Origin of the sequence: Nocardia sp. NPDC051990 (genome assembly GCF_040680755.1) — a bacterium.
GTDB lineage: Bacteria > Actinomycetota > Actinomycetes > Mycobacteriales > Mycobacteriaceae > Nocardia.
Window position 1 is genome coordinate 155,039 of sequence record NZ_JBFAXH010000015.1, and the last position, 18,238, is coordinate 173,276.

Here is an 18,238-nt window from a genome sequence, read left to right on the forward strand (position 1 = left end):
TGAACAGTCGAAGTTCGGGCCGGGGAGGCCAGGATGGTGCTGGACACGGCCGAGTTGACCCCCACCGCCCGGGCCTCCCCGGCCGACGGCGAGGTGCGCTACACCAACGGCCTGTTCACCAAGGAGGTCGTGGGCGGCTACACCGCCATCCAGGTCAAGGACAAGGCTGAGGCGATGGAGTGGCGCTGAGGGTGTGCATGACCCCGCGTGGACTCTCAACTCCGTCGTGCTCCACGACGGTGAGGTGATCGGTGCGCAGTCATTCTGCGCGAAGGACTTCAGGGTCTGCGCCGAAGTGAACACCGGGTCCTGACTGGGCTTACGCCCCGCAGGCCTTGTCATTGAATTCGATTGTCGCGGTGCAAGTCTCATGGAGAGTCGCAGGTTCCGGTGCTCGGCGGGGCGCACCGAACATGGGAACGGTGGTGAGCAGACGTTTCACGCGGTCAGCTAGTGATCGAAGCGGAATTCGACTTGTGACGGCCCGACCGTGTCGGTGCCCGCGCATCCTCGGTCGGGCGGGGGTGCCGATCAGTCGCTGGTCCGCCGTCTAGTGGAGCGATATGCGTTGCCTCGCACTGTGTTCGGGGGTGTTGCTCGCGGAAATGGCCGAACATGTTGTCCCGCAGTTCGATTCACTCAAGGGGTGAATGTGGCGGCGACGAAGCGGGTGATCACTGTGGATGCTTCGTCGGGGGTGATGTCGTGACGTGCCAGTTGGAGCAGGAGGCCCTCGACCAGGGCGAGAAGTGCTCGTGCATCGTGTTGCGCCTGGTCGAGGGGATGGTGGGTACTCAGTCGGATGGCGGCGGTGAGTGCTCGGGCGAGGCGGGTGGAACCGGCGGACAGGCGTGCGGACATTTCCGGATTCCGGGCAGCTCTGCCGACGACGGCCAGCCAGGCCATGACCTGTATCCGCCACGCGTCGTCCGGCGTCGGTGTGGCCGACGGTGCCGAGTGGGCGGCAGCGCCGGGGATCATGCTCTGAAGTGTCCGGCGCACAGTCGATTCGGCATGTTGCGGATCGGCGAGGGCGGTCAGTTGATCGACGCGATACCGCCCGCACCTGTGGGCTGGACACGAGCGCGATTCGGGACTATCGAACCGCGAATCCCGGCATCGCCGACGACGACCTGCACGCGATGTTCTTCTCCGATGCGCTGTTCCGGATAGCCGCCCTATGGTGCGCTGAGGCCAGCGCCGGGGCGGGGAGGGACACCTACCTGTACGAGTTCGCCTGGCCGAGCCCGGCGCGCGACGGTGCGCTGCGGGCCTGCCACGGCCTCGATGTCCCCTTCACGTTCGACACTCCGCACAGTCCGCTCGCTGCGGATCTGATCGGCCCGGAGGTTCCTGCGGACTTTGTCCCGCTGTCGGCCGCAATGCGCAGCGCCTTCGCCGCATTCGCTACGACCGGCGCCCCGGGTTGGCCCCGGTTCGACAGCATCGAACGAATCCACCGGATCTGGAAGACTCCGCCCGCACTGGGCAGAGACCCGTTGTCGGCGTCTCGCCGGATCTGGCAGGGGAGCGGGGTTCCCGGGGCCGCGATCATGTGAACCGCCCCGGGTTTCGTGGCAATGCCATTAACTTACGGCGTTTGCGCAGGTCGGCAGTCGTGAAGGCGGGCCGACGGGCCGTGGCGTGAGAGTTGCTGTGTAGCAAATGGTTTCGGGGTAGGGTGCTGGTTCGTGGTGGAGGCGGGCCGGTTGACCGACCGGATCGGGTTGGGTGCTGACTCGGGTAGTGCATCTGGATCTGGTCGACGAGGTGCTGGTACAGACCGGTCGCTATGAGAAGCGGCGGCGGTTGTTGCCGGCGCGTGTGGTGTTGTATTTCGTGTTGGCGATGACGTTGTTCTTCGACGACGCCTGCGAGGGAGTGGTGCGCAAGCTCGTCGACGGCCTGCGGTTTCTGCGGTCGTGGAGCGAGGACTGGCAGGTGCCGACCTCCCCGGCGTTGTGCAAGGACCGGGCCCGCCTCGGTGAGGAACCGGTACGAGAGTTGCATCGGCGGGTCGCGGTCCCACTGGCCGGTGCGGGAACCCCGGGCGGCTGGCTTGCCGGGCGGACCAGTGCTCACACCAAACATGCTGGCGGGCACGACATCCCAAAAGCTGTTTCGCTCCCGACCACCGGCAGGGGCACGGTCTGACGCCAGAACTCGAGGTTCAGGCAAAGTAAGTACTCACCTGCCGGGGCTACCGGTACCGAGTCTGTCCTACTGACTCGGTACCGGTAGCTCCCATAAGGCCGATTGGCTGTGAACCGGTGGACTCAACTCAGCCTGACACGCAGGGAGCCGCCCGCTGCGGTGGCATCCGGCAGCGATGCGTCGCCGTCCAGGCCGGAGTTGTTCTCGAGCGTGCTGGACTGGAGGCTCGTATCAAGATGAGGGGCGGGCCGGCCGAAGGGGTGTTCAGGATCAGGCCCCGACCGCGGAGATCCGCTCGGCGCCTGGGTGGATACTGAACCGCCGCCGGTCGAAGTCCCAGAATCGGTAGATCGGCCACTGCAGGGTGTGGGTCGCCCAGGCGCCCACGATGATGGCCTGGTGCACCGGCTGCACCCGAACCCCGTGGTCCCTGAGGGTGCGCAGCCCCATCAGGTGGAACTGCCACTGGCGGCGCGGGCTGGTACGCCGCCGTCGGGAGGAGGTCTGAGCGCGCATATTCGTCAACTGGTCGATCCGAAATCCTCGCTGGGACAGGCACAACGCCAGGTCCAGATCCTCGGCGACATCGATGCGCACCTGGGTGTCCTCCCGGGCCAGCAGCCACGCGTCCCGGCGGATGGCCATATTCGGCCCGTACATATTGCCTACCGGGCCGCCGAGTCTGCCGCAGCGAAGTAGCACCCACTGGCCGAATTTCAGGAAGAAGCCGATCGGCGAATCGTGGTAGGTGCAGAGCCCGGTCACCGCGGCGGTCTCGGGGTGCGCGGTCAAGAATTCGTGAATGGTCGCGCCCCAGTTGGTGGCGACGAGGGTGTCTGCATCGGTGCGCGCGATGAATTCACCACGCGCCTTGTCGAATCCGGCGTTGCGCGCGGCCGGGATGCCGCGGGTGGGTTCGTAGATGAGTTCGACCTTCGGGTGAGCGGCGGCGAACTCGCCAACGATGTCGGGGGTGCCGTCGTCGCTGCCGTTGTCGACCACGATCACCTCGTCGATGGCCTCCTGCATGACCAACCGCTTCAAGGTGCGCTCGATCAGCTTGGCTTCGTTGAGGACTGGAACGACAACCGACAGTATCGTCGGAGAATTTGCGTCTGACATAGGGCCATTTCTGTTTTGACGTACGAAGATCGGATTCATCGTTCATCTGTGACTGAACAGAACCGAAGAGTACCGCCGGTCCGGTCGTCCATTTTTCAATCTTGGGAACATACAAAACCGGCTGCCAGGCGGAACCACCGCGCGGGAACGGCAGGCGACCAACAGCTCGAGCATGCGGAGATCGGTGTGCCAGTCGATGCGGCGATCCAAGCCCACGATCCCGAAAACCGCGCCGTCGGTGGGTGTCTCGCCGTGGGGGTAGGTCGAGCCGAAGGTGTCGGTTAGGTAGAGCACCGGCGCCACACCCTCGATTCCCGACGTCGCCCTCAACGAGGGAAACACCATCCCGCAGCTCGGCTTCGGCGTATTCCGAGTCCCCGACGAAGAAGCGACCCCGGCCGTCGCTGCCGCGCTCGAGGCCGGTTACCGGGTGATCGACACCGCCGCCTACTACAAGAACGAACCCAGCACCGGCGCAGGCATCGCCGCATCCGGGATCTCGCGCGACCAACTCCACATCACCACGAAGGTGTGGCACACCGACCTCGACTACGACACCACCCTCGCCGCGATCGACAAGAGCCTCACCAACCTCAAACTCGACTACCTCGACCTCTACCTGATCCATCGGCCGGCGCGCTTGTACGTCGACACCTGGCGCGCGCTAGAGAAGATCAAGAGCGACGGCCTCGCTCGGTCGATCGGGGTGTCGAACTTCCCCGCCGCCCAGATCGAACGGCTGATCATCGAAACCGACACCGCGCCCGCCGTCAACCAGATCGAACTGCACCCACGGCTCGCGCAAACCGAACTCCGCGACTTCGACACCCGCCACGGCATCGCCACCCAGGCATGGAGCCCACTGGGCCACGGCCAGCTGATCTCCGACCCGACGGTCAATGCCATCGCCGAACGACATGGCAAGACCGCGGCACAGATCTTGCTGCGATGGAACCTCGAGCCCGGCAACATCGTGATCTCGAGATCTGTTACCCCCGATCGGATTCAGTCGAACATGGAGATCTCCGACTTCGAGTTGACCCTCGAAGACCACGAGCTGCTCGCGATACTCGACACTGACAGCCGCACCGGCCCAGATCCGACTGTCTACGGCGCATCGTAGATAGCGAACGCCACGGCGCCCGGCAGCATGCCGAGCACCGTGGCGTTGTCTACCGGGAATCGCCGGAAGGCTTGCCCGCCAGCGGGATCGCGGTGGACCAAGGTCAACTGGCCTCTCGCTTTGTTGATGCTGACCTCCACCGATCGATGCTGGGAATGTGTCGAATTCTGCTGAGGCGATGTCTCTCGCTGGGGCCGAAGTGACGAATTGGCTTGTGTCCCTTACCTTTGGGCCGATAGATCACCTGATTTGTGGCGTAGATCACATCTTCTGCCGATGTTGGGCGGGGTGCGCGTGCACAGAAGTGATCGAGATCATCGGCGCGGCCGCTAGTCTCGGTGGTTGTGCAGTCGTATGTATCCCAACTCGGGACCGAACCATGGCCCGAGGGGTCACACTCTTGCAGTTCTACGCACCTGTGGATCTGAGCCTGTCGCCGTAGCTGCTTTGATGAGGCGCAGTAGAGCGCGAGCGGCGGGCAGCGTGAGGTTCGGGGGATCCGCTGGAACAATGACCTCGATTCCTGCCGACTTCACGCTGTCACGCGATGGGGATGGGTCCGACGACCGGCCTGAAGCGTCGAGCGGGTCAATATTCTGCATGAGACCACCTTCCGATCGGATGTAGCGAGAGGTGTGCATCCCGGGGTAGCGCCTCAACGACATCCCGCAGAGCTGGAAAGACATTCGCGATATGACGGTTCGCGTTCCACTGGACCGACCTGTCGGATTCTCAGGGTTCTCTAAGCTGAACCCGTATTGAACCTCTACAGGCCACTACCTGGGATTCTGTGTTGATTAGGCTCAAAAAAGTCACCCGCCATCCTGTATAACCGCAGGTAGAGCGGGTGATGGGTCGTACTGGTTGTGTCCGGAGGGGGTATCGACCAGTACGCCAACCTCTTACAACACCGAAAACTGCTGGTCATCGGCAAATAGCGGTGGCGTGACGGTTCTGGTCCGGTTGCCGCGGGTTCGTGCCCCCGGCGGGGCACACCGAACACGGGAACGCAGACGACCTGCGGTTTCGGGCGGGCGACTGGTGATCGAAGCCGATTACCATCTATAGGCGGACCCAGCGGTGATCATGAGACAACTCGAACTCATGAGTGGGGTCAGGGGTTCGAGTCCCCTCAGCTCCACAAAATCCCACCAAACCGACATCTTGAAGGTGACGGATTGGGACTCGAACCTGTGGTCTGTGATGGGATCTTGTTACAAACCATTTGGTTGGAAATGTTGTGCTCGGAGGCGCAGGTTTCGCTGGCGACTCGGTGCTCGCCACCATTGACGCCCGGCTCGACCGTCACGTGGAACTGCACCCGCCGCCGACCTCGAAATGTTGATCACAATGGCGACGCCATTACCATGCCCGACGAGGTCCGCCATCCGGCCAGATAAGCTCGGCGGCAGCGGGTGAAAGGACGTGACTGTCGGCCGAGTTCGCGATGAGTTGGGCAGTTGCGTGGTGCGATGGCGACCTACTTGACCGCACGGAGGCGCAGAGCTCTATAGCGGCAGGGTGCCCGGTTCGTATGAGTACAGGATTGGCGAATCTCGCGCGGTAGTGCGTGATGACCGCTTGCTCGCGTGCTCTTCCAATCAGCTGTGATCCGCGGATCAGAAAGGAGGCGCCGAGGCCCATCAGATGCATCCCGTGGGCAATCGTGGTAGGGAACCCGGCTGCTTGCGCACTGTGCTCACACAGGTGAATCGGATTCGAATCGCCGGATATGTGAGCGAAATTCGATACGTCTTCACGTGAGATAGATACCGTTTCGGTCCACTGTAGGCGCGGATACTCGGACGATTCCGCGCCGTTCGGAAGGCCCAGTGAGAGTTCCCACCAGAATGTCAGCGTGCTGAACTGCGGTTTTCCCACCGGCGTCAGTGGGTTTCCCCACCAAATGTCAGCAGTCGGTTTCTGTGCCTCGGTGGCATGAACTGGGCTAACTGCACGTCGGTACTCGTCCTGGGAAGTTCCTCGTCAGACCTTCTGCGGTGCCGCGTCTGGCGCCGGCGCGGTGGCGGCCTTCACTTCGGCGTGGACGACGGCTAGGCTGACGCCGACGCCACGGGAGATTTCGCGTAGGGACTGGCCTTCGGCATGCCGGGCGAGGATGGCGCGGCGCTTGTCGTCGTCGACCACTCGGGGTCGGCCGCCTTTGCGGCCGTGGCGGGCGGCGGATTCCAGTCCGTTACGGGTCTTTCGGGCGATGTCGCGGCGTCGGTCTTCGGCCAGTGCGAGGGCGAGGTCCAGGATCAGGCTGCGCTCGGTGTGCTCGCCGGCGGCGATGCCGTGCAGGATCTTGACTGCGACGCCTTGCTGGAAGAGGTCGTTGAGCACGATCAGACCTTCGAGGAGGTTGCGGCCGAGGCGGTCTGCTTCCTGGACGGTGAGCATGTCGCCGGGGCGCATGTAGTCCAGGGCGGCTTGGAGGCCTGGCCGGTCGGCGACCTTGAGTGTGCCGCTGGTCTTCTCATCGAACACCCGTACGCAGACCAGGTCGAGGTCGTCGTGCTGTCGCTGGGTCTCCTGTTTGCTCGTGCTGACCCGCACGAGTCCGACGAGCGCCATCTCAGGACCTCCGAGTGTTCTGTAAACGTGTTCGACAACCGGGTTGGAGGGTACCGAAAAACGAACGGGTTTCCGAACGTTGGGTCCTGAGGAAACGCATTCGGCGTAGGGGGGCGGGACAGGCGTTCGGAAGACGGTCGATTTCCGAACACAGTTCGTGGGTCGAAACATGAAGAGGGTCCCGGAAAACTCCGGGACCCTGGCAGTTTCCCTCAGTAGGTTCGGGTGGTGTTGGCGGGATGGGCCGGGTGCAGGACGTAGCCGGCGTATCGGTAGTCACCTCCGTGTTCGCGGCGCAACGTGATCTCTTCCCGCTGAGCGGAGATGGCCTCGGCCATGCCCGGTCGGGTCGGGTCGGCGGCATCGAGACGTTCGCTCAGCGGTGTGTAGTACTCGTCCCACCAGTCGCTTTCGGGTAGCGGATGATGGGCGCTCACCCGATACCCGGCGGACCGTGCCGCGGTCGTGTTCTCCTCGGTGGTTCGCAGCGGATAGGAGTCGGCCCAGAAGGCTCGTGGAGGTGGTGCCGGAGTGTCGGTGGACCACTCGATCTCGGTGACGACGAGAACACCGTCGGGGGTCAGCAGCCGGCGCCATGCTCGCAGGGCAGTGTCGAAACCGATGTTGTAGACCGAGCCCTCGGCCCAGATCATGTCGAAACTGTGGTCGGGGAACGGGAGCTGGTCCATCGAGCAGTTGACCGTCGAGATTCGTTCGCTCAGGTCCTGCTGTGCTGCGGTGTCTGCGAGCTCGTCAAGGAACGGTTGATGCAGGTCCACGGCGACGACGTGCGCATCGGCTTCGGCGGCGAGTAGCAGCGCGGCCCGTCCTGGCCCGCAACCCACGTCGAGCACCCGCGGACGGGACCGACCGGGCCCGGCCAGGCGAAGCAGGTGGCGGGTGGTCTCGTCGGATCCGGGACCTTGCCGGGGCAGGTTGTGGTGCAGAGCGAAGAAGGCGTCGGTGACGGGGTTGGAGAGGGGTTGTGTCATGCGGGATCCTTCGGCGGCAGGGATATCGGCGCGTCCTGGGCTGGCTGCCCGTATGCATGCAGCCAGCCCAGGACGACGAGATAGGGCGGAGCGGAGTGTTTCGGCTCGGCTAGATACCGAAGGGTGCTGCGTAGCGGACGGTGCCGCTGGGCAGTTGTTCGGAGTCGAGGCTCAGTGCCATCAATGCCTCGTCGGGGACATCGATACTGAGCCGGATGTCGTACTCCGACGCGCGGGTGAACCCGAACCTCGGGTAGTAGGTCGGATGTCCGAGAACGATCACGAAGTGCTCGCCCGCCTGTTCAGCGGCCTCGAGAGCGGCCCGGATGGCAGCGGATCCGGCCCCGGTCCTCTGATACTCGGGCCGCACCGCGCACGGCCCCAGACATAGCGCCGGGGTGTCGTCCACGTGACAGCGAGTCAGCAATGCGTAACCGACGGGCTTACCGTCCGGTCCTGCGCTGAGGATGGACAAGCTGTCTATCCACGCCGGATCGGCGCGCAGAGCGTCGACGAGGTCGGCCTCCTCGGCCGTGTCGAACGCGTCGAGGTTGATCTTGCGGATCGCGGGGATGTCGCCGTCGGTCTCGGCGCGGGTGATCCAGTTGGTGTGAGTGCTCAAAACAGTTTTCTCCATTTGCGATGGTGAGTTGAACGATGAGGACGTCCTCGGGTCTGCGGGCTGAAGTGCCTGCCGCAGGCAGATGGGCGCAGCGGGAGGTCCCCGGATGCGTGGTGCCACGATCGGCGCTAGTGCTGGCGGTCCCGGAATCGGTAGGTCGCGCGCAGATCCCGCGTGATCGCCTTCTTGGTTTTGCTGCGTTTGGCCGAATCCCGGGCGTTTCCCCGTGCCGCTGCCCGCTCGCTTTCGCGCAACAGCTTGCGGTACCGGTCGAGCCTGCTCACATCCAACATGCCGGCGACCACGGCTTCCTGTACCGCGCAGCCTGGTTCACTGCGATGTTCACAATCACGGAAGGCGCAGTCTCGGGCGTAGGCCTCGATCTCGGCGAAGACCCGCTCGACCCCGTCCGCGGCATCTTGCAAGCCGATACCTCGCAAGCCCGGAGTGTCGATGAGCACCCCGCCGCCGGGCAGCGGCAGCAACTCGCGGTGCACGGTGGTGTGCCGGCCTTTGCCGTCACCGGCCCGAACTTCGTTGGTATCCATATGCTCTCGACCGAGCAGGGCGTTGGCGAGGGTGGACTTTCCCGCACCCGACGGGCCGAGCAGAACCGTGGTCCCGGTAACCACCTCCGACAGAAGGTCTAGACCCGCACCTGTGGTGGCGCTGGTGGTGACGATGTCCACTCCGGGCGCCAGGGCGGTGATGACGGCCAGGGCCGTACCGGGGTCGGCGGCGACGTCTGCTTTGGTGAGTACGACGACCGGTCTCGCACCGCTGTCCCAGGCCAGCGCCAGTAGCCGCTCTATCCGGCCCGCGTTCAGCGGTGCTGTGAGCGGGACAACGATGGCGACGGTGTCGACGTTCGCCGCCAGGACCTGCTGGTGGGAGGTTCGATCCGACGAGGCCCGGGTGATCGCGCTGCGTCGTGGCAGCAGCGCCACCAGCTCCGGCTCCGGCTGCGGGCGCAGCGCTGCCCAGTCGCCTGTGCACACAGTTTGGGCGGGGTCGAGGGAGGCCACGGCCGCGCTGGCCGCGCGGACGGGACCCGATGCGGTCAACGTGTCACAGCGGCCGCGGTCGACCCGCACGACGCGAGCCGGAACCAGACCATCGGCCGCATGCACTGCGAACAACGCTGCGAACGAGTCGTCCCAACCGAGTGCGGACAAATCGAATGAGGATGGAGAAGATGAATACATAGTGAGACCCTTGGAAAAAGGGGCCCCGGCTCGAACGCCGAATCCGCCGCGGCTACGAGCTGACACAGCTCGCGCCGCTATCGGCGATGGGAATCAGTCAGACCGGAGCCCGGGACGTGAGGATGGTCCGGGCGCTGCGCAGGGCAGCGGTCTTCACCGCGTTCATCAACTCACCTCCCAATCTCTCGTACTATGTCGAACTCGGACGCATGACCTTAACAGCCGGCCGACACTACCCGCAATCGTTATGTGGCCGGTCTTCTCCAGCCGTCCAAGCGAGCGGCCAGAGTACTCGGGATCTTGCCGGATCCGTCTGTCACGTTGCGTCCTGGACACCGGGATCCTGAGGCGGTCGCCGCCGTACTCACGGGCCACTGCCCACCGTCGACGATTTCGCCACGGCCATCATCGCCGCGATCGAGGCCCCCGCTGTCCGCAAATGGGGCATAGCTCTTCCGAACGATGTAGTGGCGATCCAGCACGGGCTCATTGTCGGGGAAATGGCGCTCTCTCCTCGATCGTTACCTCTCTCGCGTCCCAAATCCGCCGCTGGAATGTGGGTTCGTTTCGGCGGAACCGGTGTTTGCGTTTCGGCGGGATGGGCCGCCGCCCGCACCAGAGCGTTCCGGTCTGCCAGAGCCAGCCGTAATGCCAGGCATGGCGTGCGGGAGTGAGCAGTCCGGCCGTGGTGAGCGTCTCATGCAGGATCTGACCGAGCGCTCCTATCCCGCCGGTGAGGAGCTTGTTGGGTTCGGGCCGGGTTGTCTGGAAGAGCAGGGCCGCTTCCAACAGCGGCCGCGACGCGGGCGGGACCGGCCACACGCACAGCGGAGCCGGATCAGCGACACCGATCGGGCTGGCATAGATCAGGGCATCGATGGCGAAGGCCACGCAGGGAATCGTTTTGAGTTCCTTGAGCGTGGTGCCGGTGAACAGCTGGACCGCAGCCGCGGCGGCGTGGGCCGGATTGGCAGTGTGGGCACGAATGCGGTCGACGACCTGCTGATTCACTGGTGTGGTGGTCAGTCCCGGGCCCACGGAGTAGGCCAGATTCGGCGGCAATTCCAGGTTGATGCCGTGGAGTCCGAGTGCGGCCTGGAGACCGCGTAGCCGGGTGACGGTGGTGTTGGGCCCCGGGCTGTCGGCGATACGCGCCGTGAGTAACCGGTACAGGGCCAAGGTTTCAACCCAATTCGCGATCCCGAGATCCGGCCGCTGCTCGTAGAGCTTGCGCAGAGAAGTATGCCGGTCATGTAGGGCTTCGAGCACCCGTTCGGCCACGACGGCGTCTCCGGCGCCGAACCACATCCCATCGCCGCCTCCCACATGGGTGTGCTCGCAGCCGCGACCGGTGCGTTCGGCGATCCACGCGCACGTGGCCTCGACCGATTGGGTGTACACGGCATCGACCCGCGCGAACTCCTCGGGCGTCAGGCGAGCGGCCGCATCGTCGCGGAAAGTCCCGACGTCGGTATCAGGCACCTGCGGCAGATCACCACCGCTCGCTGCTGAGGCCGGAGCCGCTGCGGTGGTCGCGGGGCCCAGGATCTCGCCGAGTATCGCGCCCATTTCTTCGGTGAGGTGGTGAGGCACCGCATTCAACTCGACCGCACCCCAACAGACGCGCTGTGGTGAGTGCCAGACCAGGACCAGATGCAGACTCCCGGATCGGCGCAACCGCAGCAGCCAGGCGAGCTGGTCGGCAGTGAGGGTATGCGCACGCAGTATCACCAAGTGCCGGATGCGGTAGGCGTAAAGCCAGGCAAGCACCGCTCGCGACGCCGGCTCCAACGCCGCTACTTTCTCCGGCACAGTCCGCGCCGTCGAACAACCCAGCGCGGCCAGGGTATCGGCGGCCAAGGCGAGCCCGGAGATCGTGGCCGGCGTCGGATGCACTGTGATCACCCCGCTTGACAGGTCGTGCGCATCCAGCAGAGCGCGGGTCACGGCGGCATCATCGCCGACGTCGCGCAGGACGGTGATCGGCGGATGCCCGGGGGTTTCGGCGGCCACCTCCTCGGCGAGCCGGGCGTGCCAGCGGTACTGGTTCATCCCGACAGACCCGACAGTTTGGAGAACACCCAGCCCATCACCTCCTGGTCGACCTGCTCGCGCTGCATGCGGTCCAGGGCGCGCACGGTGTGGGAGGTGATCTTGGCCCAGGCCCGGAAGTTGCCGTGCCCGGCATGCGCGTCGGCGAAGGCGATGATCTCCGCTTCGGCGTTCTCCCACACTGGGTGAAAGGCAGGAATGACGCTCAGCACCTGCTCCGGTGTCATCCGCCGGAACTCCTGCCACACATACACCCGCGAGGACAGCATCGGCTCGCGACGCAGCACCTGGTAGCAGTCCCCGCCCCCGACGAACACGATCGCGATATCGGTACGCCGGTCATCCCAGAGATGGCGCCAGTATTCGAAGCACTCTCGCGACATCCACTGCGCCTCATCGCACACCAGCACCCGGAAACGCTCCGAGAGCACGTCCTTGAGGACCCGGTCGAACTCGATCGGCTTGCGCGGCGGCGCACCACCGATCGCGAGCGCGTCGAACAGCGTGTGCCGGATATCGCGCGGGGTCGGGCGAGCCCGGAACTGCACCCGGCACACCGTGTCCGGCGCGAGCTCACGCAGCGTGGCGTTGACCGACAATGTCTTACCAACCCCCGCGTCCCCGTGGACGCACATCATGGCCTTTGCCTCGATCACATCGGCGAGGTTGTCCTTCATCAGCAGCAGCGCGTCGGTGGCCACGATGTGCGCGCCGACCAGGCCGAGGAAATGATCGGTCGCGGCGCCGACGTTCGTCCCCGGATTCGGAGGGCTGGTCACGATGGTTTCCTGCTTCCTCCGCTGCGGCGGGGATTGTCATCGGATCGGATCGGCAGCACCCAGCCCGGCGCCGGCGGCGGCAACGCGATCAGATCCGGCCGCGCCCACCGCGCCAGGTCCACGTCCTGCTCCTCGACCCGCTCCCGGCTCGCCTCCGCCGCTGTCATCGCGTCCAGCCGCTGGGCCGGGACCGGTGTCGTTGAGGCGGCATACCGCGTGCGACGTGCGCGTTCAGCTCTCGACAGATCCGAGCGCAGCCGCGCGGCCTTGCGGGCCCGGGTGCGGCGCACCGCGGCCTTCGTTGCTTCCGACGCCTGATCAGCGAGTTCCGCGCGCCCCAGGTGGGCCCCAGAATCGGAGTCGAACACCTCGACCTCGTGATCGTGGTGTGGCATATACCGCAGCCGAACGGCCGCCCCGACTCGCCCGACCATCCACTCCGCGACGTAGTAGCGGCCGCGCCCGAACCCGACGCCCTTGGTCGTGATCTTGCGTCGGCGCCGGTCGTCTTCCAGCGTGAACATCCACAGCTTGTCCTCATCGACTTCGTCGAGCGGGGTCGGATCGGCAAGCCATGCCGCCAACGGAGTGCGGTCGCCCAGTTCCTCGATGACGTGCTCGCTGTTCCACCACCGGACCCACGCCAGCACCTCGGCGACGAACGCCGAGAAGGTCAACGCGGGCTGATCCGGATCCACCAGAGCACCGCTGGCCTCGGTCTGGCGATGCATGTAGCGCGGCAGACCCGCGAACAGCATCCGGTCGACCGCGCCGTTGACCGTTTCCACGCTGCCCTTCAAATGCGGCGTATAGGCAGGCAGATCATCCACGGCCACCGCGAACGCGCCCGTCGCCTCGGCCACCGTCCGCGACAAGAAATCCTTGCCCCGGTCCACACGCACCATCGCAGGCAGCCCACCCGCCGGCCCATACGGGTCCCGCCGTGAGATCGCCGCACGCAGCGCGGCCAGAATGCTCTCCCGGCTCGGCACCTGCGCCGTCACCGCAACCCCGAGGATCACATCGTGGGCCGCGTCGACGAACCACGTCACCCACGGCTTCACCAACCGGCCGTCGACCTCGACCTCCACCGCGGCCTCGACATGATCGGCCTCCCACACCGCGTTACGGAACGACGGCGGCCGCTTCAAGAACACATCATGCTTGCGCCGGGCACGCTCACCCGAACGAAGACCAGCGCGATCACCGGCACTGACATCCGCGGCCACAGCCCGATACAGGGCAGACTTGCTCGGCGCTGCGGAACCGCCGAGCCGTTCCATCTCGACCAGTTCTCGGTGCAACGCCATCACATTGCCCCGCCAGTATGCGAGCCGCACCCGCAACTCGTCATCAACCAGGAAACGTCGCCGTGCCGCAGGGGCCATCCCCGCCCGGCGCGCCTTCAGCCACCTCCACACCGTCCGCTCGGCGACCCCCAACGTCTCCGCACTCAACCGGACATGAGCACTGGTCAGAACCCCACGCTGATCCAAGGACACCAGCCGGTCTGCAGCGGTCTGCCGCAGCGCGCGAGCGGATACGTCAGCCATTCGCCGACCTCCCGCCACTCTTGCCGACCGGAACAAGGGCATTGCATCACGAACCAGCAGGCATAGCAGGAAAATTCAGCCCAAATGGCCGATCTACGCCACTGACATCGAAGTGGGAATCAGCAACTGACATTCTGGTGGGAACTCACAGTGACCGCGCGAAGAATCTCGATGGACTGCTCGACGTGCACCGCCTGATCCGCAGTCGCAGGACCGAGTATGTGGATAAGAAGAGCTCGCTGTATGCGTATGCCGATGCTCGACAGCAGCGTCGGCAGTGTCGCGACATCCACGCGTTCGGCCTGGTTGCCGTGCAGAACGCGACCGAATGCGACGACTTCTGCCTCTGTGACCTCGAAGTGACCGGTTGAGCCCCGCCCATCCGCGGAGAACGAAAGTTCCATATCTATCAAGGCTGTTCGGTCTCACCCTGATCCGGAGTTTGCGATGGCGACTCGCATCGCGTACTGGTACGCATCCTCATGGAAGGTCGCGTGATCGAAAATCGCGTTCACCACCCCCCAATCGGCCAGGGTCGTCGCGCGGTAGAGATCACCGGTCATCACCAGTTCTTTGGCTCGTGCTGGTCCGGCCCGTTCGGCTAGGCGTTGTGTGCCGCCCATGGCGGGGGTGAATCCAATTCTGTTCTCCACCAAGCCGAACCGGGCCGAGCTGGCGGCGACGATGAGGTCGCAGGCCAACGCTAGTTCGAATGCGGCGGTCAGCGTCAGTGAATGTGCGGCGAATACGGTCGGGCACGGCATGCCCGCCAGCATCGTGGTGATGCCGAGCTGTCGTGACCAAAATTCTGCCGCCGCTTCGGGACGTGTTTCGGCGAATACCTCGACGTCCATACCGGAGCTGACAATTCGCCCTTCGGCCCGCACGAGGATGCCTCGCGGCGGGCGTTCGTTCAGTAGCTCCAGCGTGTCGCTCCAGGCGGCGAGCATACCTCGATCGAAGAGGTTGTACGGCGGATGGTCCATCGTGATGATCGTCAGCCCACCTACCGCGGTCGCCCGCAGCGGTGTGCGTTTCCGATCCGTCGTAGCTGTCATGCGGGACGGCCGAGCACAGCGATGGCGTTGTTTCCGCCGAATCCGAATGCGTTGCTTTGGACATAACGAAGCCCGGGTTTGGCCAGTCCGGCGCCGGTGATCAGATTCAGTGCGAGCTCTGTCCGGTCCGGATCGACGGGCGTGGGTGGCACGAATTCGTCGGCAAGGGCGAGGCATGCAGCGACGGTGCCTGCGGCACCCGCGCCACCCATGAGGTGGCCGACGGTACCTTTGATGGCAGTTATTGGTGTGCCGGGATAGCGCTCGGCGAAGATCTCACCCTCCACCATGTCGTTGACGCGGCTTCCCGTTCCGTGCGCGAATACCGCGCCGATGTCGGATGGATCGAGCCCGGCTCGATCGAGTGCCAACTGATGGCACGCGGCAATTCCGACTTTGTCGGTGGCTGTGGGGTGGCTGGCATCGTTGTTGACCGCGACGGCGAGCACCTCGGCAAGGGGTTGCTGCCGCTCGGTGACACTGCGTTCGGTTTGCAGCACCAGTACCCCGGCACCTTCGGCCGGTGTAACGAATCGGCGGTCCTGGCTGAACGGCAGGCACCGGGACGGTCCGATGGCCTGCAATGAGCTGAAGCCGATGATGTTCTTCGCCGAAAAGGTGTCACAACCTCCCGCGATCGCGATGTCAGCGAACCCGTCGCGCAGTAGATCGACGGCGTAGGCGAGCGCGACATTCGCTGAGGCGCAGGTACTGTGCGCCGTTAGTGCGAGTCCGGCCGCGCCGACGACCCGGGCCAGATCTTCGGCGATCGTATAGCTGTTGAACCGGCCCGCTGTCGATCCGCTGTGTCGTCGACCGTCGACTACGGCCTCGAGTATTTCCGCCTGTCCGTCGCTGGAGCCGAGGCAAACTACCGCGTTGCGCACCGTATTGTCACCGGGGCGCAGTCCGGCATTCGTGAGCGCCTCCAGCGCGCATGCGGTGCTGAAGATCGATGCCGTGGGCAATTCGGTCCGATCTCGCGTACGCAGCAGTGATACTGCCGCTTCCTTGGCAGTCGCGGGAACGAACGCACCGAGCGTACCTGGTTTCATGCCGGCGTAGAGGGATGGCATTTCTTGGAACCGGCGGCGCCCCGCCCGCAGGTCGTCCCAGAAAGCTGCGGCACCGAAGCCCGCGGGTGAGATCATGCCGATGCCGGTGACGAACACCCGCACATTGCTCGTGGTCATCGGAGCGCGCGTCCCTTCGTCACGACGACCTCGGCTCGTTGTCCGGTGGACTGAAAGCATTCGAAGACGACGGTTTCACCTGCGCTGAGAGTCTGTGCCCGCGAAAGAAAGTCCATGGTCGCGAACGCGCCGTTGCGCTCGGTGTACTCCCGCGCCGGTTGACCGCCGTCGTATCCGATCCGGAAGCCGCCGCCACTCGCTGTGCCTTTCACGGAGAAATCGAAGCGTGCCCTGAGATTGCCTGTCGCACAGAGTTTTCCGTACGCCACCCCATCGCGATGCTGGGCCGCCCGGTCGTCCAGACTTGCTTCGGGTGCGTAGATATCGCCGATAAGCAGATGGCTCGTCGTCGACTGGGCGCTCGCCAGCGCCAGCAGTGCCCGCCATAACGCGACGGCGGGGGTGAGCCGGGCAGCATTGAGCGTGGTGTTCGGTCCGGTCGCGCCGACGTTAATCGCGAGGAAGGCAGCGGCCGAACTCGATGTGGCATTGGGAAAATGCTGAGCGGAGAGCAGACGACCCTGATCGGCCGCTGCGCGCTGTAATTGCGCGAGCGCCGCGGTATTGCCGTATTCGGTCCCGATGACGATGGTGTCACCTCGGCCGGTCGTCGCTGCGGGATGGCGCACCAGGTAGAGGCAGGCTCGGGTGAACGGATCGCGGTACTTGTCGCCCGACGGTCCTATGACGTCCAGCAGGTCCGGTGGTAGATCGCCGAGTCGGCCGTCCTTGGTGCCATAGTCATACAAACTTGTGTGCTCGATGCCGAAGGTAAACATGTGTTATTGCTGCAGCGCCTGCTTGCTGATGTAGGCGCCGAGCTGCGCCACGGTCTCGACACCGGTCTCGAAGCCGTCGCCGAGATCGATCTGCATATCCTGTTCGAGCCGCACCATGACATCGATGAGCTTGAGCGAATCGATATCGAGGTCGGCACGTAGCCGGTGCTCGGCTTTTATCTCGAATTCCCCTGGCAGTTCTGCAACTTGGCGGAGGACATCCGCGACTCTGAAATCAACGGAGTTGGACACTGCTGCTCCTGACATGTCAAATCATCGAATTACTTCAACTCGATTCGGGTGTGGTCATCCAGCTCGCGGCGGACGTGCGAGACCTTCGGACGACGAAGTTCTCAGCTCCTGCCACAGGTGATCCGTCTCATCTGCGACCTGAGTGAATCGAGTTGTCATCCTGGACCGGACCGACGGCGATGATGTCGCCTCGAATTTGAGTGCCAAAACGCCCAATGCTCGCCACAGCTCGATGAGACCGGCACACGTCTCGATCGCGGCGCCACCGCTGCCTGCGGCGATCAGCGATTGCTTCAGCAGGGTCAGACTCGGCACGACATAGAGGACGTTGACGTGGTTGAATCGCCCCGGTTTTCGTGCACACCCGGTTATCTGTCTCCAGCCGGTTGCTCGGAGCAGGTCGAATAGTAGTCGGCTTCGTACTCGACCGGTGGTCGGCGGCCGAGCCGGTGCATCAGCCGGGAGTTGTTGAACCAGCTGACCCATTCGTGGGTGAGTAGCTCGACATCAGCCAGTCGCTGCAGAGATCCGTGCCGAAACGGCGAATCGTCGCGGACCGCCTCGGTCTTATAGAGCCCGATTGTCGTCTCTGCCAGCGCGTTGTCGAAGGCATCCCCCACCGATCCTATCGACGGACGAAGACCCGAAAGCATCAGTGTCTCACCGAATTTCACCGATGTATATTGCTCAGGCTCAACCGGTGGACGCAACACCCGAGGTCATGGAGGGTGTTATGGGAAGGCCATCGGACTGGATGCGGGAGGTAACCGGGCGAGC

The 18,238-nt window shown here is 64.6% G+C and carries 20 protein-coding genes and 1 pseudogene; 5 read left to right on the top strand and 16 right to left on the bottom strand.

Annotated elements, in window-relative coordinates; translation table 11 throughout:
• The first annotated feature begins 33 nt into the window (after positions 1 to 33).
• A complete protein-coding gene (locus AB0L63_RS24575) occupies positions 34 to 189 on the top strand; it encodes a hypothetical protein (protein ID WP_364505028.1) in 156 nt (51 codons plus the stop codon).
• Positions 190 to 639: 450 nt separating this feature from the next.
• On the opposite strand, the gene AB0L63_RS24580 is transcribed toward AB0L63_RS24575, so the two are convergent.
• Positions 640 to 981: a TetR family transcriptional regulator C-terminal domain-containing protein gene (locus tag AB0L63_RS24580; RefSeq protein WP_364505030.1), complete on the bottom strand. Its 342-nt coding sequence runs from the start codon at positions 979 to 981 to the stop codon at positions 640 to 642.
• 8 nt (positions 982 to 989) lie between these two features.
• Between AB0L63_RS24580 and AB0L63_RS24585 the strand changes: the two genes are divergently transcribed.
• A complete protein-coding gene (locus AB0L63_RS24585; RefSeq protein ID WP_364505032.1) occupies positions 990 to 1,559 on the top strand; it encodes a carboxylesterase family protein in 570 nt (189 codons plus the stop codon).
• 172 nt (positions 1,560 to 1,731) lie between these two features.
• Positions 1,732 to 2,154 carry a transposase domain-containing protein gene (locus tag AB0L63_RS24590; protein ID WP_364505034.1) on the top strand — a complete coding sequence of 141 codons (423 nt, stop codon included), beginning with the start codon at positions 1,732 to 1,734 and terminating at the stop codon, positions 2,152 to 2,154.
• A 270-nt stretch (positions 2,155 to 2,424) separates the two neighbouring features.
• Here AB0L63_RS24590 and AB0L63_RS24595 read toward each other — a convergent pair whose 3' ends face one another.
• Complete coding sequence (locus tag AB0L63_RS24595; protein ID WP_364505036.1) at positions 2,425 to 3,276, bottom strand: glycosyltransferase family A protein; 852 nt, start codon at positions 3,274 to 3,276, stop codon at positions 2,425 to 2,427.
• Positions 3,277 to 3,619: 343 nt separating this feature from the next.
• Here AB0L63_RS24595 and AB0L63_RS24600 point away from each other — a divergent pair, with 343 nt between their 5' ends.
• The gene (locus tag AB0L63_RS24600) at positions 3,620 to 4,399 is read left to right on the top strand and encodes an aldo/keto reductase (protein WP_364505082.1); all 780 of its coding nucleotides are present in this window, start codon (positions 3,620 to 3,622) and stop codon (positions 4,397 to 4,399) included.
• Here the strand turns inward: AB0L63_RS24600 and AB0L63_RS24605 are convergent.
• The 9 genes from AB0L63_RS24605 to AB0L63_RS24645 form a co-directional block, all read right to left on the bottom strand.
• Positions 4,384 to 4,539 carry a hypothetical protein gene (locus AB0L63_RS24605; protein ID WP_364505038.1) on the bottom strand — a complete coding sequence of 52 codons (156 nt, stop codon included), beginning with the start codon at positions 4,537 to 4,539 and terminating at the stop codon, positions 4,384 to 4,386. The two genes, AB0L63_RS24600 and AB0L63_RS24605, sit on opposite strands and share 16 nt — an antisense overlap.
• A gap of 1,222 nt (positions 4,540 to 5,761) precedes the next feature.
• Positions 5,762 to 6,280 carry a MaoC/PaaZ C-terminal domain-containing protein gene (locus tag AB0L63_RS24610; protein WP_364505040.1) on the bottom strand — a complete coding sequence of 173 codons (519 nt, stop codon included), beginning with the start codon at positions 6,278 to 6,280 and terminating at the stop codon, positions 5,762 to 5,764.
• 105 nt (positions 6,281 to 6,385) lie between these two features.
• Positions 6,386 to 6,976, bottom strand: coding sequence for a recombinase family protein (locus AB0L63_RS24615; protein WP_364505042.1), 591 nt, complete (start codon positions 6,974 to 6,976; stop codon positions 6,386 to 6,388).
• Between the two features lie 212 nt (positions 6,977 to 7,188).
• Positions 7,189 to 7,968, bottom strand: a complete 780-nt coding sequence (locus AB0L63_RS24620; RefSeq protein WP_364505044.1) for a class I SAM-dependent methyltransferase — start codon at positions 7,966 to 7,968, stop codon at positions 7,189 to 7,191.
• Between the two features lie 109 nt (positions 7,969 to 8,077).
• Positions 8,078 to 8,605, bottom strand: coding sequence for an N-acetyltransferase (locus AB0L63_RS24625; protein WP_364505046.1), 528 nt, complete (start codon positions 8,603 to 8,605; stop codon positions 8,078 to 8,080).
• A 113-nt stretch (positions 8,606 to 8,718) separates the two neighbouring features.
• Entirely contained in the window at positions 8,719 to 9,795 is a 1,077-nt protein-coding gene (rsgA, locus tag AB0L63_RS24630; RefSeq protein WP_364505048.1) for a ribosome small subunit-dependent GTPase A, read from the bottom strand.
• Between the two features lie 486 nt (positions 9,796 to 10,281).
• Positions 10,282 to 11,847 (bottom strand): hypothetical protein, encoded by a 1,566-nt coding sequence (locus AB0L63_RS24635; protein WP_364505050.1) that lies wholly within the window; start codon positions 11,845 to 11,847, stop codon positions 10,282 to 10,284.
• Positions 11,844 to 12,626, bottom strand: coding sequence for an ATP-binding protein (locus AB0L63_RS24640; RefSeq protein WP_364505052.1), 783 nt, complete (start codon positions 12,624 to 12,626; stop codon positions 11,844 to 11,846). Before AB0L63_RS24640 ends, AB0L63_RS24635 begins: the two co-directional genes overlap by 4 nt.
• Positions 12,623 to 14,179 (bottom strand): transposase family protein, encoded by a 1,557-nt coding sequence (locus AB0L63_RS24645; RefSeq protein WP_364505054.1) that lies wholly within the window; start codon positions 14,177 to 14,179, stop codon positions 12,623 to 12,625. The genes AB0L63_RS24640 and AB0L63_RS24645 overlap by 4 nt, the downstream gene beginning before the upstream one ends.
• Positions 14,180 to 14,316: 137 nt before the next feature.
• Here AB0L63_RS24645 and AB0L63_RS24650 point away from each other — a divergent pair, with 137 nt between their 5' ends.
• Positions 14,317 to 14,550 (top strand): hypothetical protein, encoded by a 234-nt coding sequence (locus AB0L63_RS24650; RefSeq protein ID WP_364505056.1) that lies wholly within the window; start codon positions 14,317 to 14,319, stop codon positions 14,548 to 14,550.
• A gap of 54 nt (positions 14,551 to 14,604) precedes the next feature.
• On the opposite strand, the gene AB0L63_RS24655 is transcribed toward AB0L63_RS24650, so the two are convergent.
• The 5 genes and pseudogenes from AB0L63_RS24655 to AB0L63_RS24675 all read right to left on the bottom strand — a co-directional run.
• Positions 14,605 to 15,237: an enoyl-CoA hydratase/isomerase family protein gene (locus AB0L63_RS24655; protein ID WP_364505058.1), complete on the bottom strand. Its 633-nt coding sequence runs from the start codon at positions 15,235 to 15,237 to the stop codon at positions 14,605 to 14,607.
• On the bottom strand, positions 15,234 to 16,430 hold the full coding sequence (locus AB0L63_RS24660; protein WP_364505060.1) for a beta-ketoacyl synthase N-terminal-like domain-containing protein: 1,197 nt from the start codon (positions 16,428 to 16,430) through the stop codon (positions 15,234 to 15,236). Before AB0L63_RS24660 ends, AB0L63_RS24655 begins: the two co-directional genes overlap by 4 nt.
• Positions 16,427 to 17,209, bottom strand: coding sequence for a hypothetical protein (locus tag AB0L63_RS24665; RefSeq protein ID WP_364505062.1), 783 nt, complete (start codon positions 17,207 to 17,209; stop codon positions 16,427 to 16,429). The genes AB0L63_RS24660 and AB0L63_RS24665 overlap by 4 nt, the downstream gene beginning before the upstream one ends.
• A 3-nt stretch (positions 17,210 to 17,212) precedes the next feature.
• The gene (locus AB0L63_RS24670) at positions 17,213 to 17,476 is read right to left on the bottom strand and encodes an acyl carrier protein (protein ID WP_364505064.1); all 264 of its coding nucleotides are present in this window, start codon (positions 17,474 to 17,476) and stop codon (positions 17,213 to 17,215) included.
• 353 nt (positions 17,477 to 17,829) lie between these two features.
• Positions 17,830 to 18,147: pseudogene (locus AB0L63_RS24675) on the bottom strand (integrase core domain-containing protein); the annotation flags it as partial.
• Positions 18,148 to 18,238: the final 91 nt, after the last annotated feature.